Raw genomic sequence first — 16,437 nt, 5'->3', positions numbered from 1 at the left:
GCTAAAGCCGCAATTGTTAAAAAAAGATGCGTAACCCGCTATGATAGAGACTGACAGGAATTCCGGAGCGCTCATGCCGTTACGAAATAAAGCATTTCACCTTTTACGTCAGCTCTTCCAGCAGCATACGTCCCGCTGGCAACATGAATTACCGGACCTGACCAAACCGCAGTATGCAGTGATGCGTGCCATTGCCGAGCATCCCGGCATTGAGCAGGTCGCCCTGACCGAAGCCGCAGTCTGTACCAAGGCAACGCTTGCGGAAATGCTGAGCCGGATGGAAAAACGGGAGCTGGTCAGACGCGAACACGACCCGGCAGACAAGCGTCGGCGGTTTGTTTATTTGACCGCGCAAGGAGAAGCATTACTGGCCAGCGCAACCCCGTTAGGCGATAGCGTGGATGATGAGTTTCTGGGGCGATTATCTGATGAAGAACGTGAGCAGTTCACACGTCTGGTGCGTAAGATGATGAACTAATCTACCGGATGGCGACATAAATGTCTTATCCGGCCTACAAAGTCCTGCTCCCCGTAGGCCTGATAAACGCAGTGCCATCAGGCAACAAACATAGAAAAAGGCCAGTCTCAATGAGACTGGCCTTTCTTGATATAACTTGTGCTTACTCGCGGAAAAGCGCTTCGATATTCAGTCCCTGAGTCTGCAGAATTTCACGCAGACGACGCAGACCTTCAACCTGAATCTGGCGAACACGTTCACGGGTGAGACCAATTTCACGGCCCACATCTTCCAGTGTCGCAGCTTCGTACCCCAGCAGACCAAAACGACGTGCCAGCACTTCACGCTGTTTGGCGTTCAGTTCGAACAGCCATTTGACGATGCTCTGTTTCATATCATCGTCTTGCGTGGTGTCTTCCGGGCCGTTTTCCTTTTCATCGGCCAGAATATCCAGCAACGCTTTTTCGGAATCGCCACCCAGCGGGGTGTCTACCGAGGTAATACGCTCGTTGAGTCGGAGCATACGGCTGACGTCATCAACCGGTTTATCCAGTTGTTCAGCAATCTCTTCTGCGCTCGGTTCGTGGTCCAGTTTATGCGACAACTCACGCGCGGTACGCAGATAGACGTTCAGCTCTTTTACAATGTGAATTGGCAGTCGGATCGTACGGGTTTGGTTCATAATCGCCCGTTCGATCGTCTGGCGGATCCACCAGGTTGCGTATGTTGAGAAGCGGAACCCGCGTTCCGGGTCAAACTTCTCGACTGCACGGATCAGTCCCAGATTGCCCTCTTCAATCAGGTCCAGCAATGCCAGACCACGATTGCCATAACGACGAGCAATTTTCACCACCAGACGCAGGTTACTTTCAATCATGCGACGGCGGGATGCGACATCCCCACGCAGTGCGCGACGCGCAAAATAAACTTCTTCTTCGGCTGTTAACAGTGGTGAATAACCAATCTCACCAAGGTAAAGCTGAGTCGCGTCCAACACACGCTGTGTGGCCCCCTGCGATAACAGCTCTTCTTCAGCCAGGTCGTTATCACTGGGTTCCTCTTCACTCAAGGCTTTTTCATCAAAAGCCTCTACTCCGTTCTCATCAAATTCCGCATCTTCATTTAAATCATGAACTTTCAGCGTATTCTGACTCATAAAGGTGGCTCCTACCCGTGATCCCTAACGGAACTAGCACGTGAAAGCCTGGTTCCGCCGAATTATCGCTGCGGTAAATAGCGCAGCGGGTTTACGGATTTCCCCTTGTAACGAATTTCAAAATGCAAGCGTGTTGAACTGGTTCCGGTGCTACCCATGGTAGCTATTTTCTGCCCCGCCTTGATTTCTTGTTGTTCCCGGACCAGCATTGTATCGTTATGGGCGTAGGCACTCAGGTAATCATCGTTATGTTTGATGATAATAAGATTACCGTAACCGCGCAGTGCGTTACCGGCATATACGACGCGTCCATCTGCGGTCGCGACAATAGCCTGTCCTTTACTGCCTGCAATATCGATCCCTTTATTGCCACCTTCAGTAGCCGCAAAGTTTTCGATTACTTTGCCGTCAGTCGGCCAGCGCCAGGTAGAGATTGGCGAGCTGGTTGACGTTGAGCTTGCAGTTGATTCGGTTGCGCTAACTGCTGGAGCCGTTACAGGCGCTGTGACAACGGTCCCAGCAGGCTTGTTGTTCGGCAACATTTTATTAGCACTTTGTTCACCTGAATCCTCAGAATACGTAATTGTTGGTTTCGAAGCAACAGCAACGGTGGAATTTTGTGCAGGGTTGGTCACAACTCCTTGCTGTGCTGCATCCGCCTGGGTAATAGCATTACCACCAGTAATCGGTGTACCCGACGCGTTGCCCACTTGCAGAGTTTGACCGACATTCAGGCCATACGGGGCCGGAACGTTATTGCGTTGTGCGAGATCACGGAAATCGTTCCCGGTAATCCAGGCAATATAGAAAAGGGTATCGCCTTTCTTAACAGTATAGGTACTGCCGCCCGTATAGCTACCTTTCGGAATGTTCCCATACTTACGGTTGTACACAATACGACCGTTTTCCATCTGCACAGGCTGTTCCGCGACAGGCTGGATCTGTGTTGACTGTGTGGTCGGACGCTGCACCGGCTGGATCTGTGGCGTTTGCTGTACTGTCGACGTCGAGCCCATTTTTGGTGGAGGCGTAATCAGCATGCCGGAATTGGTGTTCGTTGATGCACTGCCACCAACCGAGTTGACCGGCGCTGGTGGATTCGAGGTATTTGAACAACCTGCCAGCCATAATGAAACCAGTGACAATGCCGCAATGCGGCGAACGGTAAATTTGTGGCTTCCCGCGCTCATTTATCCCCCAGGAAAATTTGGTTAAAACCAGTGACGTAATCACCGTGCAAGGCATCGGACTGGGCACTGGAAACGTGACCACGATACGCTTACTAATTCCAGAATATCCAGGAAAACTCCAGGTATTCAGAGCCTGTATCTACGCAAGCTCCCCTTTTACTAAGGGAACGAAACGTACGGCCTCCACGGTATCGATAATAAATTCGCCTCCCCGACGACGCACCCGTTTCAGAAACTGGTGCTCGTCGCCCACGGGTAAGACGAGAATACCGCCTTCATCCAACTGCATCATCAATGCGGTTGGGATCTCAGGCGGCGCTGCCGTAACAATGATAGCGTCAAACGGGGCTCGCGCTTGCCAGCCCTGCCATCCATCACCATGACGGGTAGAAACATTATGTAAATCAAGCTGTTTAAGTCGACGACGCGCCTGCCACTGCAAACCTTTAATGCGCTCAACAGAGCATACATGGTGCACCAGGTGTGCCAGAATCGCCGTTTGGTAACCAGAGCCGGTACCAATTTCCAGCACCCGGGACTGCGGCGTTAACTCAAGCAGCTCGGTCATCCGCGCAACCATATAGGGCTGCGAAATAGTCTGCCCCTGACCAATCGGCAGAGCAATATTGTCCCAGGCCTTATGTTCAAACGCCTCATCAATGAATTTTTCACGCGGCACGGCGGCAAGTGCATCGAGAACAAGCTCATCTCTGATGCCCTGCGCACGTAATTGTTCAAGAAGAGTGTGTACGCGTCTGCTTACCATTGCGTGTCGGCTCCCACGCTGTCTAACCAGTCAGAAACAACTTCATGCGCGCCGTAGGCGGTTAAATCGACATGCAGCGGCGTAATGGAAACATAGCCTTCATCGACGGCGGCAAAATCTGTATCCGGTCCGGCGTCGCACTTTTCGCCCGGCGGCCCGATCCAGTACAGCGTATTACCGCGCGGGTCCTGCTGTGGGATCACCTGATCCGCAGGATGGCGGCTACCGCAGCGGGTGACGCGGATACCTTTAATCTGATCCAGCGGTAAATCCGGCACGTTGATATTCAAAATTCGCCCGGTGCGCAGCGGTTCACGACTCAGCGCCCGTAAGATACGGCAGGTTACTGCGGCAGCAGTATCGTAGTGTTTATGCCCATCAAGTGAGACCGCCAACGCAGGAAAGCCCAGGTGACGACCTTCCATCGCCGCCGCAACGGTACCGGAATAGATAACATCATCGCCCAGATTAGGACCTGCGTTAATACCAGACACGACAATGTCCGGACGCGGACGCATTAATGCGTTCACGCCCAGATAGACGCAATCGGTAGGTGTACCCATTTGTACGGCGATATCACCGTTATCATAGGTGAACGTGCGAAGTGAGGATTCCAGCGTCAGCGAGTTAGACGCGCCACTGCGGTTACGATCCGGGGCAACCACCTGTACGTCAGCAAACTCACGCAGCGCTTTCGCCAGCGTTTGTATACCGGGTGCGTGGACCCCATCATCGTTACTCAGCAATATACGCATAATCACCCATTGTGTTAATAAGTTCCCTTACAACACTGGTGGCGAAGCTACCTGCCGGTAGCCAGAAACGTAACTCAACGGTTACGTCATCCCACCAGTTCCAGCTTAATTGTTGTGGATACAGCAACATAGCACGACGCGATGCGTCGACTTTCTCGCGCAATAACAGCGACTGCAGCGCGGTTTCATCAGCAATAGCGGCTTCTTCAAACGCCAGCGCGTCGCGCTGAGTTCCCCACTCACCGCTGCCCGGTAATGCCGCTGTAATCATCAATTCTTTATCATCGACGCGACGCTGTAATTCGGTTTGTTCTTCCTGCGTGGCGACAAACCAACTTCCGCGTCCCGACAATTGTAGCGCATCGCCGTCAACAACTTGATTAAAGTCTGTTTTTTTCAAGCGTTCACTGACTATCTGATTAAACAACGCGCTACGGGCCGCCGACAACCAAAAACTGCGCTTATTGCGATCGCGCACCGGCGCATCGCTTTGCGCCCAACGCAGCGCCCCTTGCAGGTTGCTGCCGCCAATACCAAAACGCTGAGCGCCAAAATAGTTCGGTACGCCGCGCTCGCTAATCGCCTGCAAACGCGCTTCAACGTCCTCTCGCTGGCTCACTTCACGCAGCACCAGCGTAAATTCGTTACCTTTCAACGCCCCTAAACGCAGCTTACGCTTGTGGCGCGCGTACTCCAGCACTTTACAGCCTTCGAGTTCAAATTTGCTTAAATCAGGCATTGCATTGCCCGGCACGCGCGGGCACAGCCACTGTTCCGTGACTGCATGCTTGTCTTTCTGGCCAGCAAAGCTCACTTCACGGGCGTGAATTTTCAGGAACTTCGCCAGCGCGTCAGCCACAAAACGGGTATTACAGCCGTTTTTCAGGATACGCACCAAAATGTGCTCGCCTTCGCCATCCGGTTCGAAGCCTAAATCTTCGACGACGACAAAGTCTTCCGGATTCGCTTTCAGAACGCCATGGCCTTGTGGTTTGCCATGGAGATACGTCAGATCTTCAAACGCAGTCATTTCGTTGCCTTAATGAGTAACGCCACCGCTTCACAGGCAATCCCTTCCCCACGCCCGGTAAAACCGAGTTTTTCCGTGGTGGTCGCTTTCACGTTAACATCATCCATATGGCAGCCGAGATCTTCGGCAATAAACACGCGCATTTGCGGAATGTGCGGCAGCATCTTCGGCGCCTGAGCAATAATCGTCACATCCACATTACCAAGCGTATAGCCTTTGGCCTGAATACGCCGCCAGGCTTCACGCAATAATTCACGACTATCTGCACCTTTAAAGGCCGGGTCGGTGTCCGGGAAGAGTTTACCGATATCCCCCAGCGCAGCCGCGCCCAGCAGAGCATCGGTTAACGCGTGTAACGCCACGTCGCCATCAGAATGCGCCAGCAATCCTTTTTCATACGGGATGCGCACACCACCAATGATAATTGGGCCAACTCCGCCAAAAGCGTGTACGTCGAAACCGTGTCCAATTCGCATTATGCCTTCTCCTGATATACACAACATCCTCCAGGCAGCCTGAAGAATGATGTATCTAGATAGTTCGGGTCAGATAAAATTCCGCCAGCGCCAGGTCTTCCGGGCGGGTGACTTTGATGTTGTCAGCGCGTCCTTCGACCAGCAGCGGATGAAAACCGCAATATTCCAGCGCCGAGGCTTCGTCCGTAATGGTTGCGCCTTCGTTTAGCGCACGGGTCAGACAGTCATGCAACAGCTCGCGAGGGAAAAACTGCGGCGTCAACGCATGCCATAAATCGGTGCGATCGACCGTATGTGCGATGTCTGTTCGGCCCGGCTCCGCGCGTTTCATCGTGTCGCGCACCGGCGCAGCAAGGATCCCGCCGATGCGGCTGGTTTCACTTATTGCCAGCAAACGAGATAAATCTTCCTGATGCAGGCACGGACGCGCGGCATCATGCACCAGTACCCAACTGGCCTCACCTGCGGCTTGCAAACCGGCCAGGACAGAATCGGCACGCTCGTTGCCACCATCCACCACGGTAATTTGCGGGTGCGCTGCGAGTGGAAGTTGGGCAAAGCGACTGTCGCCTGGGCTAATAGCGATGACGACTCGCGTCACCCGGGGATGAGCCAGCAGCGCATCAACCGAGTGTTCGAGAATGGTTTTATTGCCAATAGAGAGGTACTGCTTAGGACACTCTGTTTGCATTCGGCGGCCAAACCCGGCAGCCGGCACCACGGCGCAAACGTCCATTAAAGTGGCTGCCATGTTAAATCCCTGGACGGTTTATCGATTGTTTTGCCCTGCAGTCTGAGCGCGTTTAGACGCGTCAGGCACCAGACGATAAAAGGTTTCGCCTGGCTTAGTCATACTGAGTTCGTTACGCGCGCGCTCTTCGATAGCCTCTTGCCCGCCATTGAGATCGTCAATTTCGGCAAAAAGCTGATCGTTACGCGCTTTCAGTTTCGCGTTTGTAGCTTGCTGCGCCGCAACATCATCGTTGACGCGACTATAGTCATGTATGCCGTTCTTACCGAACCACAGCGAATACTGTAGCCAGACTAATAAAGCCAGCAACAGCAACGTAAGTTTACCCATCCTGCCCCCTGAAAAACGGCATCAACATCCCATAAACTCCGCTGACAACTTTACATCAACGGACGGGAATGCCGCGACAACGCGGGCAAATGTACCACATTTGCTCGTTGTTACGTATACCCCGTGTAAGGAGAACATAATCTCATTGTTGGTTACGGTTTGAATTATGGCCAGACAGTGAACAACAGCGGCGATCGCGTGAAAGGACGTATGCCTAACCCAGTAGCCACAGAAACAGTGCGCCAAACATTGCGCCAACCACCAGCAGGGTACAGGCAATACTCAGCAGCAATCTCCCCTTCAATAGCGAATGCAGGGCAATACCCGCCACAATCGCCACGGGCAACAACGCGAGGAAAAAGGGCCAGGTATAGAGGAAGAAAAACAGTGTGTTAGGGCCATACATCAGACACGGGAATCCCAGCGCCAGCAACCACGCGATAAAACCGACCACGGCTCCTGGGAGTGACCAGGTAGTTTCGTCGTCGGCAGCGAAGGTATCTGACTCTGTAATAGTAATGTTATGGCTGTTACGCATATCTAATCCTGTGACTGTGACTGACCGGGCATGCAAGCTCGGGTGTCTCAGGATCTGATAATATCTTCCTGCCTCAGCAGGTCTAATAATTGAGGAACCAAATTTGTTACCAATTGTTCACCATCAAGATGAATCTCTGGCGATTCAGGCGCTTCGTAAACCGAGTCAATTCCGGTGAAATTACGCAATTCCCCCGCTCGCGCTTTTTTATACAGCCCTTTTGGATCGCGTGCTTCACACGTTGCTAATGGCGTATCGACAAAAACCTCAATAAAACGCCCTTCGCCCACGCGCTCGCGAACCATTTTTCGCTCGGCGCGATGTGGAGAGATAAACGCAGTCAACACCACCAGGCCGGCGTCTACCATTAGATTAGCCACTTCACCAACCCGACGAATATTCTCCTTGCGATCGGCATCGCTAAACCCAAGATCGCTGCACAGACCGTGACGCACGTTATCGCCATCCAGCAGATAGGTGCTCACCCCTAGCTTATGCAGCGCCTCTTCCAGCGCCCCTGCTACCGTGGATTTACCAGAACCTGACAGCCCGGTAAACCACAGCACAACACCACGATGACCGTGGCGTTGTTCCCGCTGTTGCGGTGTAACAGGATGGGCATGCCAGACGACGTTTTCGTCATGCAGCGCCATTATTTTCCTCCCAGCAGATCGCGCGCACCCCAGTGTGGGAAGTGGCGACGCACCAGTGCATTAAGCTCCAGCTCAAACGCGCTGAACTGAGAAGCTGTGGCAAGCTCCTGGACGATTGGCTCACGCACCAGCCCCGCGCCAACGGTAACGTTAGTCAGGCGATCAATGATAATCAGCCCGCCCGTAACCGGATTCTGCTGATAGGTATCCAGCACCAGCGGCTCATCAAAAGTCAGATTAACCAGACCGATACCATTCAGTGGCAGCGCTTCAACGTCACGTTGGGTCAGGTTGTTTATATCGACCTGATACTGCACGCTATCTACGCGTGCGCGGGTCTTCTTGCCTGCGACTTTTATGTCGTAACTCTGCCCGGGCGACAACGGTTGTTCCGCCATCCACACCACATCAACAGCTGCGCTTTGTACTGTCGGCAGCGTTTCACTGGCATCAAGCAGCAGGTCGCCCCGGCTGATATCGATCTCATCTTTCAGCACCAGGGTGATCGCTTCACCCGCATGCGCTTCCTGTAAATCGCCATCAAAGGTTACGATCCGCGCCACGCTCGACTCCACGCCGGACGGCAGCACTTTGACGCGCTGTCCGACCTTCACGCTACCGGAGGCCAGCGTTCCGGCATAACCACGGAAATCCAGATTCGGTCGGTTCACATACTGCACCGGGAAGCGCATCGGCTGAGTATCAACAATGCGCTGGATCTCAACGGTTTCCAGCACTTCCAGCAGCGTCGGACCGCTGTACCACGGCATACTGGCGCTTTGCGAAGCAACGTTATCGCCTTCCAGCGCAGAGAGCGGCACAAACCGGATATCCAGGTTGCCCGGCAGTTGTTCAGCAAAAGTAAGATAGTCTTCGCGAATGCGGTTAAATGTCTCTTCGCTAAAGTCCACCAGATCCATTTTGTTGATCGCCACCACCAGGTGTTTGATCCCAAGCAGCGTGGAGATAAAGCTATGACGACGAGTCTGATCCAGCACGCCTTTACGCGCATCGATCAATAGGATCGCCAGGTCGCAGGTCGACGCACCGGTCGCCATATTACGGGTGTACTGCTCATGCCCGGGAGTGTCCGCAATAATAAATTTACGCTTCTCGGTAGAGAAATAACGGTACGCCACGTCGATGGTGATGCCCTGCTCGCGCTCGGCCTGCAAGCCGTCAACCAATAACGCCAGATCGAGCTTTTCGCCCTGAGTGCCGTGACGTTTACTGTCATTGTGCAGCGATGAAAGCTGGTCTTCATAAATCTGACGCGTGTCGTGCAGCAGGCGGCCAATCAGGGTACTTTTCCCATCATCCACGCTACCGCAGGTTAAAAAACGCAGCAGACTTTTGTGTTGCTGGGCAACCATCCAGGCTTCAACGCCGCCTTCATTAGCAATTTGTTGTGCAAGTGTCGTGTTCATGGCGGCTCCTTAGAAATACCCCTGACGTTTCTTCAGCTCCATGGAGCCCGCCTGGTCGCGGTCAATCACGCGGCCCTGACGTTCACTGGTGGTTGAGACCAGCATCTCTTCGATAATTTCCGGCAGCGTTTGCGCATTCGACTCCACCGCGCCTGTCAGCGGCCAGCAGCCGAGCGTACGGAAACGCACCATGCGTTTTTTAATCACTTCCCCGGGCTGCAGATCGATTCTGTCGTCATCAATCATCATCAGCATGCCGTCGCGTTCCAGCACCGGACGCTCCGCCGCCAGATATAGCGGCACGATGTCGATATTTTCCAGCCAGATGTATTGCCAGATATCCTGTTCAGTCCAGTTAGAGAGCGGGAAGACGCGAATGCTTTCGCCTTTGTTAATCTGCCCGTTGTAGTTATGCCACAGCTCCGGGCGCTGGTTTTTCGGGTCCCAGCGATGAAAACGATCGCGGAAAGAGTAAATGCGCTCTTTGGCACGTGATTTCTCTTCGTCACGACGAGCACCACCAAACGCGGCATCGAAACCGTATTTATTCAGCGCCTGCTTCAGCCCTTCGGTTTTCATAATGTCGGTATGCTTGGCGCTGCCGTGAACGAACGGGTTGATGCCCATCGCCACCCCTTCCGGGTTTTTATGCACCAGCAGTTCACAGCCGTAGGCTTTCGCCGTGCGGTCACGAAACTCGTACATTTCGCTGAATTTCCAGCCGGTATCAACGTGCAGCAATGGGAACGGCAGCGTGCCCGGATAAAACGCTTTACGCGCCAGATGCAGCATTACGCTGGAATCTTTGCCGATGGAATACATCATCACCGGATTAGAAAACTCGGCGGCCACCTCACGAATGATATGGATGCTCTCCGCTTCCAGTTGCCGCAGGTGGGTAAGTCGTTTTTGATCCATAACCGTTCCTATGTAATGCCGTTATTTTGCTAACGATGCTCAGATAACCTGACTATAGGGAGGGCAAGAGGGCGAATGAAATTACGAATTGGAATGAGTAGTTCCTCAAAGGAATAACGATCCGGAAAAGCAAATATCAAAAAGTGCTTAAGCTACCGGAATTCGGGCATTTAGGAGCAAATGAAATTGTTTTACCTCGATCACGGTTTCATACTAGCGGCTAAAAATTTCTGCTTGGTATTTAAGGACTCATCATGTTTCTCGCATCGCGCCACCTTCTTGCAGCCATGGCGCTCGGCGCGTGCTTCATCCTTCCCGCACAGGCAACATCTTCGAAGCCCGGAGATATCGCAAATACCCAGGCTCGATATATCGCAACGTTTTTCCCAGGCCGCGTGACGGGATCTCCGGCTGAAATGTTGTCTGCTGATTATATACGTCAACAATTTCAGCAGATGGGTTATAGCAGCGATATTCGGACGTTTAATAGCCGTTATGTTTATACCGCCAAAGATAACCGTAAAAACTGGCATAACGTAACGGGAAGCACCGTTATTGCTGCACATGAAGGCAAAGCGCCGCAGCAGATTATTATTATGGCGCACCTCGACACCTACGCCGCACAAAGCGACGCCGATTCCGATGCCAATCTGGGTGGATTAACCCTGCAAGGTATCGATGACAACGCCGCAGGTGTTGGCGTAATGCTGGAACTGGCAGAAAAACTCAAAAACGTGCCGACGCAGTACGGTATTCGATTTATCGCCACCAGCGGCGAGGAAGAAGGAAAACTGGGCGCGGAGAACATCCTGAAGCGAATGAGCGCCGCCGAGAAGAAAAACACGCTGCTGGTTATCAACCTCGATAATCTGATCGTCGGCGATAAGCTCTATTTCAATAGCGGTAAGAAAACCCCGGAAGCGGTGCGAAAACTGACGCGCGACCGGGCACTGGCTATCGCGCACAGCCGCGGTATCGTTGCCAGCACCAATCCAGGTCTGAACAAAGGCTATCCGAAAGGCACTGGATGTTGTAACGATGCAGAGGTCTTCGACAACGCGGGGATTGCCGTTCTCTCCGTTGAAGCGACCAACTGGAACCTGGGCAAGAAAGATGGCTATCAGCAGCGCGCCAAAAGCGCCTCATTCCCGGCAGGCAACAGCTGGCACGATGTGCGACTGGATAACCAGCAGCATATCGATAAAGCGTTACCGGGCCGGATAGAGCACCGTAGCCGCGACGTGGTACGCATTATGCTGCCACTGGTAAAAGAACTGGCAAAAGCGGGTAAATCCTGAAGAAGGGATCCGGTAGGATGTAAATCTTACCGGCCCCCTTTCCTGTTACCCTTCGTGCAGTCCGCACTCACGCTTCAATCCGAAGAAACGCGTCTCTTCTTCCGCCATACCCGGCTCCCATTTACGGGTGGTGTGGGTATCACCTACCGACAGATAGCCCTGATCCCACAACGGATGGTATTTCAGGCCATGTTTTTGCAGATATTGATAAACCGTACGGTTATCCCAGTCGATGATCGGCAGAACTTTAAACACGCCGCGCTGGATAGCCAGCACCGGCAAATGCGCACGACTGCCCGATTGCTCTCGACGCAGACCGGCAAACCAGGTCTGCGCGTTCAACTCCTGCAGTGCCCGGTTCATCGGCTCGACTTTGTTGATGTCATTGTATTTTTCAATGCCCTCAACGCCCTGCTCCCAAAGTTTGCCGTAGCGCGCTTCCTGCCAGGCCGCACTTTCCTTCGCCCGGTAGACTTGCAGATTAAGCTTAAGCTTGTCCGTTAACTCATCAATAAACTGATAGGTTTCCGGGAACAGGTAGCCAGTATCGGTGAGGATCACCGGGATATCCGGGCGAATCTGATTTACCAGATGCAGGCTCACTGCCGCCTGGATACCAAAACTTGATGACAGTACATATTCACCAGGCAGGTTTTCCAGCGCCCACGCTACGCGATCCTCGGCGCTCAATTTTTCCAGCTGGGCGTTGGTTTCGGCCAGCGCTAATACGCGATCCACTTTTGGCAGTTCGTTTAGCTTGTTTAGATCGAGTTGGGACATAAGTTCCTCACTGTATGCCTTGCCTGATGGCGCTTCGCTTATCAGGCCTACGCAGGCTGTAGGCCGGATAAGGCATTTATGCCGCCATCCGGCAATTCAGGTTATTCCCAGAAATCACGCGCTGGATCGAGCACCGGGCGAATAATGCCCGCACGCACCGTAAAGTCGCCGAAGCCTTCACCCGCTTCGCGCTCTTTCGCCCAGCGCCCAATCAGTTCATCCAGCGATGCCAGAATTTCCGGCTCGGTGATGTTCTCTTTAAACATCCGGGGAATTCGGGTTCCGATACGGTTGCCCCCTAAATGGAGGTTATAACGCCCGGGAGCTTTACCCACCAGACCAACTTCCGCCAGCATCGCACGGCCACAGCCGTTCGGGCAGCCGGTCACGCGCATCACGATGTGCTCTTCAGGAATGCCGTGTTTTTCCAGAATCGATTCCACTTTGTCAGTGAATGACGGCAGGAAACGTTCGGCTTCCGCCATCGCCAGCGGACAGGTCGGGAACGACACGCAGGCCATGGAGTTTTCGCGCTGCAGCTTCACCGCATTCATCAGACCGTGATCGCGCGCAATCTTTTCGATCTTCGCCTTTTCACTCTCAGGAACACCGGCAATGATCAGGTTCTGGTTCGCGGTAATGCGGAACTCACCTTTGTGGATCTTCGCGATCTCAAGCAGACCGGTTTTCAGCGGTCGGCCCGGATAATCGAGGATACGGCCGTTTTCAATAAACAACGTCAGATGCCATTTATTGTCGATCCCTTTCACCCAGCCGATACGATCGCCGCGACCGGTAAACTCGTACGGACGGATCGGCTCAAACTTGATCCCCGCCCGGCGCTCAACCTCTTCCTTGAAGGTGTCGACGCCGACGCGCTCAAGGGTGTATTTGGTTTTGGCATTTTTACGGTCGGTACGGTTACCCCAGTCGCGCTGAGTCGTCACCACCGCTTCCGCGACCGCCAGCGTATGCTCAAGCGGCAGATAGCCGAATTCGCTTGCTGTGCGGGCGTAGGTTTTCTTGTTGCCGTGCTCAATCGACAAACCGCCGCCGACCAGCAGGTTGAAGCCCACCAGCTTGCCGTTTTCCGCAATCGCCACAAAGTTCATGTCGTTGGCGTGCAGATCGATGTCGTTCTGCGGTGGGATCACGACCGTGGTTTTAAACTTACGCGGCAGATAGGTTTGACCGAGGATCGGCTCTTCGTCGGTAGTCGCGACTTTTTCCTGATCCAGCCAGATCTCTGCATAGGCGCGGGTACGCGGCAGCAGATGTTCGGAGATCTTTTTCGCCCACTCGTAGGCTTCGGCGTGCAGCTCAGATTCATACGGGTTGGAGGTGCACAGCACGTTACGGTTCATGTCGTTGGCTGTCGCCAGCGCGTCCAGGCCGACGGAGTGCAGCATCTGGTGTACTGGCTTAACATTCTTCTTCAGAATGCCGTGAAACTGGAAGGTCTGACGGTTGGTCAGACGAATGCTGCCGTAAATAGTGTTGTCATGGGCGAACTTGTCGATCGCCTGCCACTGCTTGGTGGTGATCACCCCACCCGGCAGACGACAGCGCAGCAGCATCGCGTGACGCGGCTCCAGCTTTTGCTCGGCACGTTCGGCGCGGATATCGCGGTCATCCTGCTGGTACATACCGTGAAAACGGATCAGCAGGAAGTTGTCGCCTTTAAACCCGCCGGTCAGGCCGTCGTTTAAATCTTCGGCAATGGTACCGCGCAGATAGTTGCTTTCCAGCTTCATACGCTCAGCGTCGGACAGTTTGCCTTCGACCACCAATGGTCCTGGATGTTTTTCGCTCATTAGTAGACATCTCGCTGATAACGGCGCTCAATGCGCAGCTCACTTAAAAATTCATCCGCCGCTTCGATATCCATACCACCGAATTCGGCAATCACTTCCAACAACGCCTGCTCAACGTCTTTCGCCATGCGATTGGCGTCGCCGCAGACATAAATGTGCGCACCGTCGTTAATCCAGCGCCACAGTTCCGCGCCCTGTTGGCGCAGTTTATCTTGTACGTAGACTTTTTCTTTTTGATCGCGGGACCAGGCGAGATCGATACGGCTCAGTACGCCCTCTTTGACGTAACGCTGCCATTCCACCTGATACAGGAAATCTTCGGTAAAGTGTGGGTTACCAAAAAACAGCCAGTTTTTGCCTTCGGCTCCGTCAGCCGCACGTTGCTGCATGAATGCACGGAACGGCGCAATCCCCGTACCCGGTCCAATCATAATTACCGGCGTCTGCGGGTTCGCCGGCAGACGGAAGTTGTCGTTGTGTTCAATGAACACACGAACTTCACCTTCTTCTTCCACGCGGTCGGCAAGGAAACTGGAAGCACCACCAGCACGGGCGCGACCTTCTATCTCATAACGCACCACACCCACGGTAACGTGCACTTCGCTTTCCACTTCCGCCTGGGAAGAAGCAATGGAGTACAAACGCGGCGTCAGCGGACGCAGAAGATCAACTAACGCCTGAGCATCCAGTTGCGCCGGAGAGAAGCGCACCATATCGACGATGGGCGTGGTTGCGGCGTAATGCTGCAACTGTGCTTTGTCACCCACTAACGGCAGCAAAGTTTCGCTGCGGGTTAAGGTGGCATAGTTTTCTACGATATTGCCGGTGTTAACCGTCAGCTCGAAATGCCACTGCAACGCTTCAGCAAGCGATAGGGTTTTGCCTTCAACCGTGACCGGCTCATCACCTTTCAGCCACAGCAGTTCAACCAGTTCTTTAACCAGAGCCGGGTCATTCTGATACCAGACGCCCAGCGCATCGCCCGGTTGATAACGCAGGCCGGAATCGCCTAAATCAATCTCAATATGGCGCACGTCTTTTTCAGAGTCGCGGCCGGTAATTTTCTGATTCACCGCAAGCGACGCCGTCAGCGGCGCTTCTTTGGTGTATGGGCTGGTGTGTACTTCATTTACTGCACCGCTTGCGGCAACTTGCACAGACGGTGCCGCAGGCGCACGCGCTTTCAGGACATCAACCAAACGGGCACGCCACTGCGCAGCCGCGGCCTGGTATTCGACATCGGCATCTACACGATCGAGCAGACGTTCACCACCCAGCTCAGCCAGTTTCGCATCGAAGTCTTTTCCTGCCTGGCAGAAAAATTCATAAGAGGTGTCGCCAAGACCAAACACGGCAAAAGCGGTGTTATCAAGCTTCGGCGCTTTTTTCGAGAACAGGAATTTATGCAACGCCACGGCTTCTTCCGCCGGCTCACCTTCCCCTTGCGTTGACGCCACCACGATCAGCAGTTTTTCATTGGCGATTTGTTTGAATTTATAGTCGCCAGCGTTGATGAGAGTGACGTTGAGCTTCGCGGCGATCAGATCATCGCGCAGGGCTTCCGCCACACGGCGCGCATTACCGGTTTGTGAGGCGGAGATAAGCGTAATGCCTGGCATTTCAGCGACAGGCGCAGGCGCCACCGCGTTGCTGCCAGGCTGCTGATTCAGCACGCCCCAAAAATAGCCAGAAACCCACGCAAGCTGTGCGGGAGTGAAATCGGTCGTGGCCGCCTGAAGGCGTGCCAGTTGCTCCGGGTTTAGCGGTAGCAAAGCAGAAGGTGGGGCCTGTGTCGTCATGCGTTGTCATGTTCCAGTAAGCAAAGCGGATTTCAGCAATAAAACCCAAACTGAAGATAAGGTTAACGGCGGGGATAGTAACAACTAAAGAAGGGATGGAAATAACAAATAACCAAATGGACTAACCTGTTTTAGTTATAGTTATTAACTGCAAAACAGATTATATAAGCATTTGATATATAAAAAATTACCAAATATTAACGTCATGAATGAATCGTTCTGATACTCAGCACCCTTTTAAATAATGATAAAATTTCCTCTTTACGGTACCCTACCGCGGTTTTTCGCATTCTTGAGAG

At 53.3% G+C, this 16,437-nt stretch carries 17 protein-coding genes; 2 read left to right on the top strand and 15 right to left on the bottom strand.

Annotated elements, in window-relative coordinates; genetic code table 11:
• Positions 1-73: 73 nt before the first annotated feature.
• The gene (locus IB222_RS04860) at positions 74-478 is read left to right on the top strand and encodes a MarR family transcriptional regulator (RefSeq protein ID WP_148361530.1); all 405 of its coding nucleotides are present in this window, start codon (positions 74-76) and stop codon (positions 476-478) included.
• Positions 479-620: 142 nt separating this feature from the next.
• Here IB222_RS04860 and rpoS read toward each other — a convergent pair whose 3' ends face one another.
• The 12 genes from rpoS to cysD all read right to left on the bottom strand — a co-directional run bounded on the left by rpoS (position 621) and on the right by cysD (position 10,447).
• Positions 621-1,613 (bottom strand): RNA polymerase sigma factor RpoS, encoded by a 993-nt coding sequence (rpoS, locus tag IB222_RS04855; RefSeq protein ID WP_000081498.1) that lies wholly within the window; start codon positions 1,611-1,613, stop codon positions 621-623.
• A gap of 62 nt (positions 1,614-1,675) precedes the next feature.
• On the bottom strand, positions 1,676-2,758 hold the full coding sequence (nlpD, locus tag IB222_RS04850) for a murein hydrolase activator NlpD (protein WP_223240872.1): 1,083 nt from the start codon (positions 2,756-2,758) through the stop codon (positions 1,676-1,678).
• 184 nt (positions 2,759-2,942) lie between these two features.
• On the bottom strand, positions 2,943-3,569 hold the full coding sequence (locus IB222_RS04845; RefSeq protein WP_003034172.1) for a protein-L-isoaspartate(D-aspartate) O-methyltransferase: 627 nt from the start codon (positions 3,567-3,569) through the stop codon (positions 2,943-2,945).
• Positions 3,563-4,324, bottom strand: a complete 762-nt coding sequence (gene surE, locus IB222_RS04840) for a 5'/3'-nucleotidase SurE (protein WP_003825728.1) — start codon at positions 4,322-4,324, stop codon at positions 3,563-3,565. Before surE ends, IB222_RS04845 begins: the two co-directional genes overlap by 7 nt.
• Positions 4,305-5,354 (bottom strand): tRNA pseudouridine(13) synthase TruD, encoded by a 1,050-nt coding sequence (gene truD / locus IB222_RS04835; protein WP_149384695.1) that lies wholly within the window; start codon positions 5,352-5,354, stop codon positions 4,305-4,307. The genes surE and truD overlap by 20 nt, the downstream gene beginning before the upstream one ends.
• Entirely contained in the window at positions 5,351-5,830 is a 480-nt protein-coding gene (gene ispF, locus IB222_RS04830; RefSeq protein ID WP_003034167.1) for a 2-C-methyl-D-erythritol 2,4-cyclodiphosphate synthase, read from the bottom strand. Before ispF ends, truD begins: the two co-directional genes overlap by 4 nt.
• A gap of 55 nt (positions 5,831-5,885) precedes the next feature.
• Positions 5,886-6,581, bottom strand: coding sequence for a 2-C-methyl-D-erythritol 4-phosphate cytidylyltransferase (ispD, locus tag IB222_RS04825; RefSeq protein ID WP_003825722.1), 696 nt, complete (start codon positions 6,579-6,581; stop codon positions 5,886-5,888).
• A gap of 18 nt (positions 6,582-6,599) precedes the next feature.
• Positions 6,600-6,911 carry a cell division protein FtsB gene (gene ftsB / locus IB222_RS04820; RefSeq protein WP_003034163.1) on the bottom strand — a complete coding sequence of 104 codons (312 nt, stop codon included), beginning with the start codon at positions 6,909-6,911 and terminating at the stop codon, positions 6,600-6,602.
• A gap of 214 nt (positions 6,912-7,125) precedes the next feature.
• A complete protein-coding gene (locus tag IB222_RS04815; RefSeq protein WP_003825718.1) occupies positions 7,126-7,449 on the bottom strand; it encodes a DUF3561 family protein in 324 nt (107 codons plus the stop codon).
• Positions 7,450-7,496: 47 nt separating this feature from the next.
• On the bottom strand, positions 7,497-8,102 hold the full coding sequence (gene cysC, locus IB222_RS04810) for an adenylyl-sulfate kinase (protein ID WP_003034157.1): 606 nt from the start codon (positions 8,100-8,102) through the stop codon (positions 7,497-7,499).
• The gene (gene cysN, locus IB222_RS04805) at positions 8,102-9,529 is read right to left on the bottom strand and encodes a sulfate adenylyltransferase subunit CysN (protein WP_149384696.1); all 1,428 of its coding nucleotides are present in this window, start codon (positions 9,527-9,529) and stop codon (positions 8,102-8,104) included. Before cysN ends, cysC begins: the two co-directional genes overlap by 1 nt.
• Before the next feature lie 9 nt (positions 9,530-9,538).
• A complete protein-coding gene (cysD, locus tag IB222_RS04800; RefSeq protein ID WP_003034152.1) occupies positions 9,539-10,447 on the bottom strand; it encodes a sulfate adenylyltransferase subunit CysD in 909 nt (302 codons plus the stop codon).
• 254 nt (positions 10,448-10,701) lie between these two features.
• Here cysD and IB222_RS04795 point away from each other — a divergent pair, with 254 nt between their 5' ends.
• On the top strand, positions 10,702-11,745 hold the full coding sequence (locus tag IB222_RS04795) for an aminopeptidase (RefSeq protein ID WP_149384697.1): 1,044 nt from the start codon (positions 10,702-10,704) through the stop codon (positions 11,743-11,745).
• A gap of 45 nt (positions 11,746-11,790) precedes the next feature.
• Here the strand turns inward: IB222_RS04795 and cysH are convergent, their stop codons facing one another.
• The 3 genes from cysH to cysJ all read right to left on the bottom strand — a co-directional run bounded on the left by cysH (position 11,791) and on the right by cysJ (position 16,138).
• Positions 11,791-12,525: a phosphoadenosine phosphosulfate reductase gene (gene cysH, locus IB222_RS04790; protein WP_003825712.1), complete on the bottom strand. Its 735-nt coding sequence runs from the start codon at positions 12,523-12,525 to the stop codon at positions 11,791-11,793.
• A 101-nt stretch (positions 12,526-12,626) separates the two neighbouring features.
• Positions 12,627-14,339, bottom strand: coding sequence for an assimilatory sulfite reductase (NADPH) hemoprotein subunit (cysI, locus tag IB222_RS04785; RefSeq protein ID WP_149384698.1), 1,713 nt, complete (start codon positions 14,337-14,339; stop codon positions 12,627-12,629).
• The gene (gene cysJ, locus IB222_RS04780; protein WP_149281297.1) at positions 14,339-16,138 is read right to left on the bottom strand and encodes an NADPH-dependent assimilatory sulfite reductase flavoprotein subunit; all 1,800 of its coding nucleotides are present in this window, start codon (positions 16,136-16,138) and stop codon (positions 14,339-14,341) included. Before cysJ ends, cysI begins: the two co-directional genes overlap by 1 nt.
• Positions 16,139-16,437 lie beyond the last annotated feature (299 nt).

Origin of the sequence: Citrobacter sp. C13, assembly GCF_014596815.2 — a bacterium.
GTDB lineage: Bacteria > Pseudomonadota > Gammaproteobacteria > Enterobacterales > Enterobacteriaceae > Citrobacter > Citrobacter portucalensis.
The sequence above is the reverse complement of the archived record's forward strand: the minus strand, read 5'-3'. Positions and strand labels throughout refer to the sequence as shown.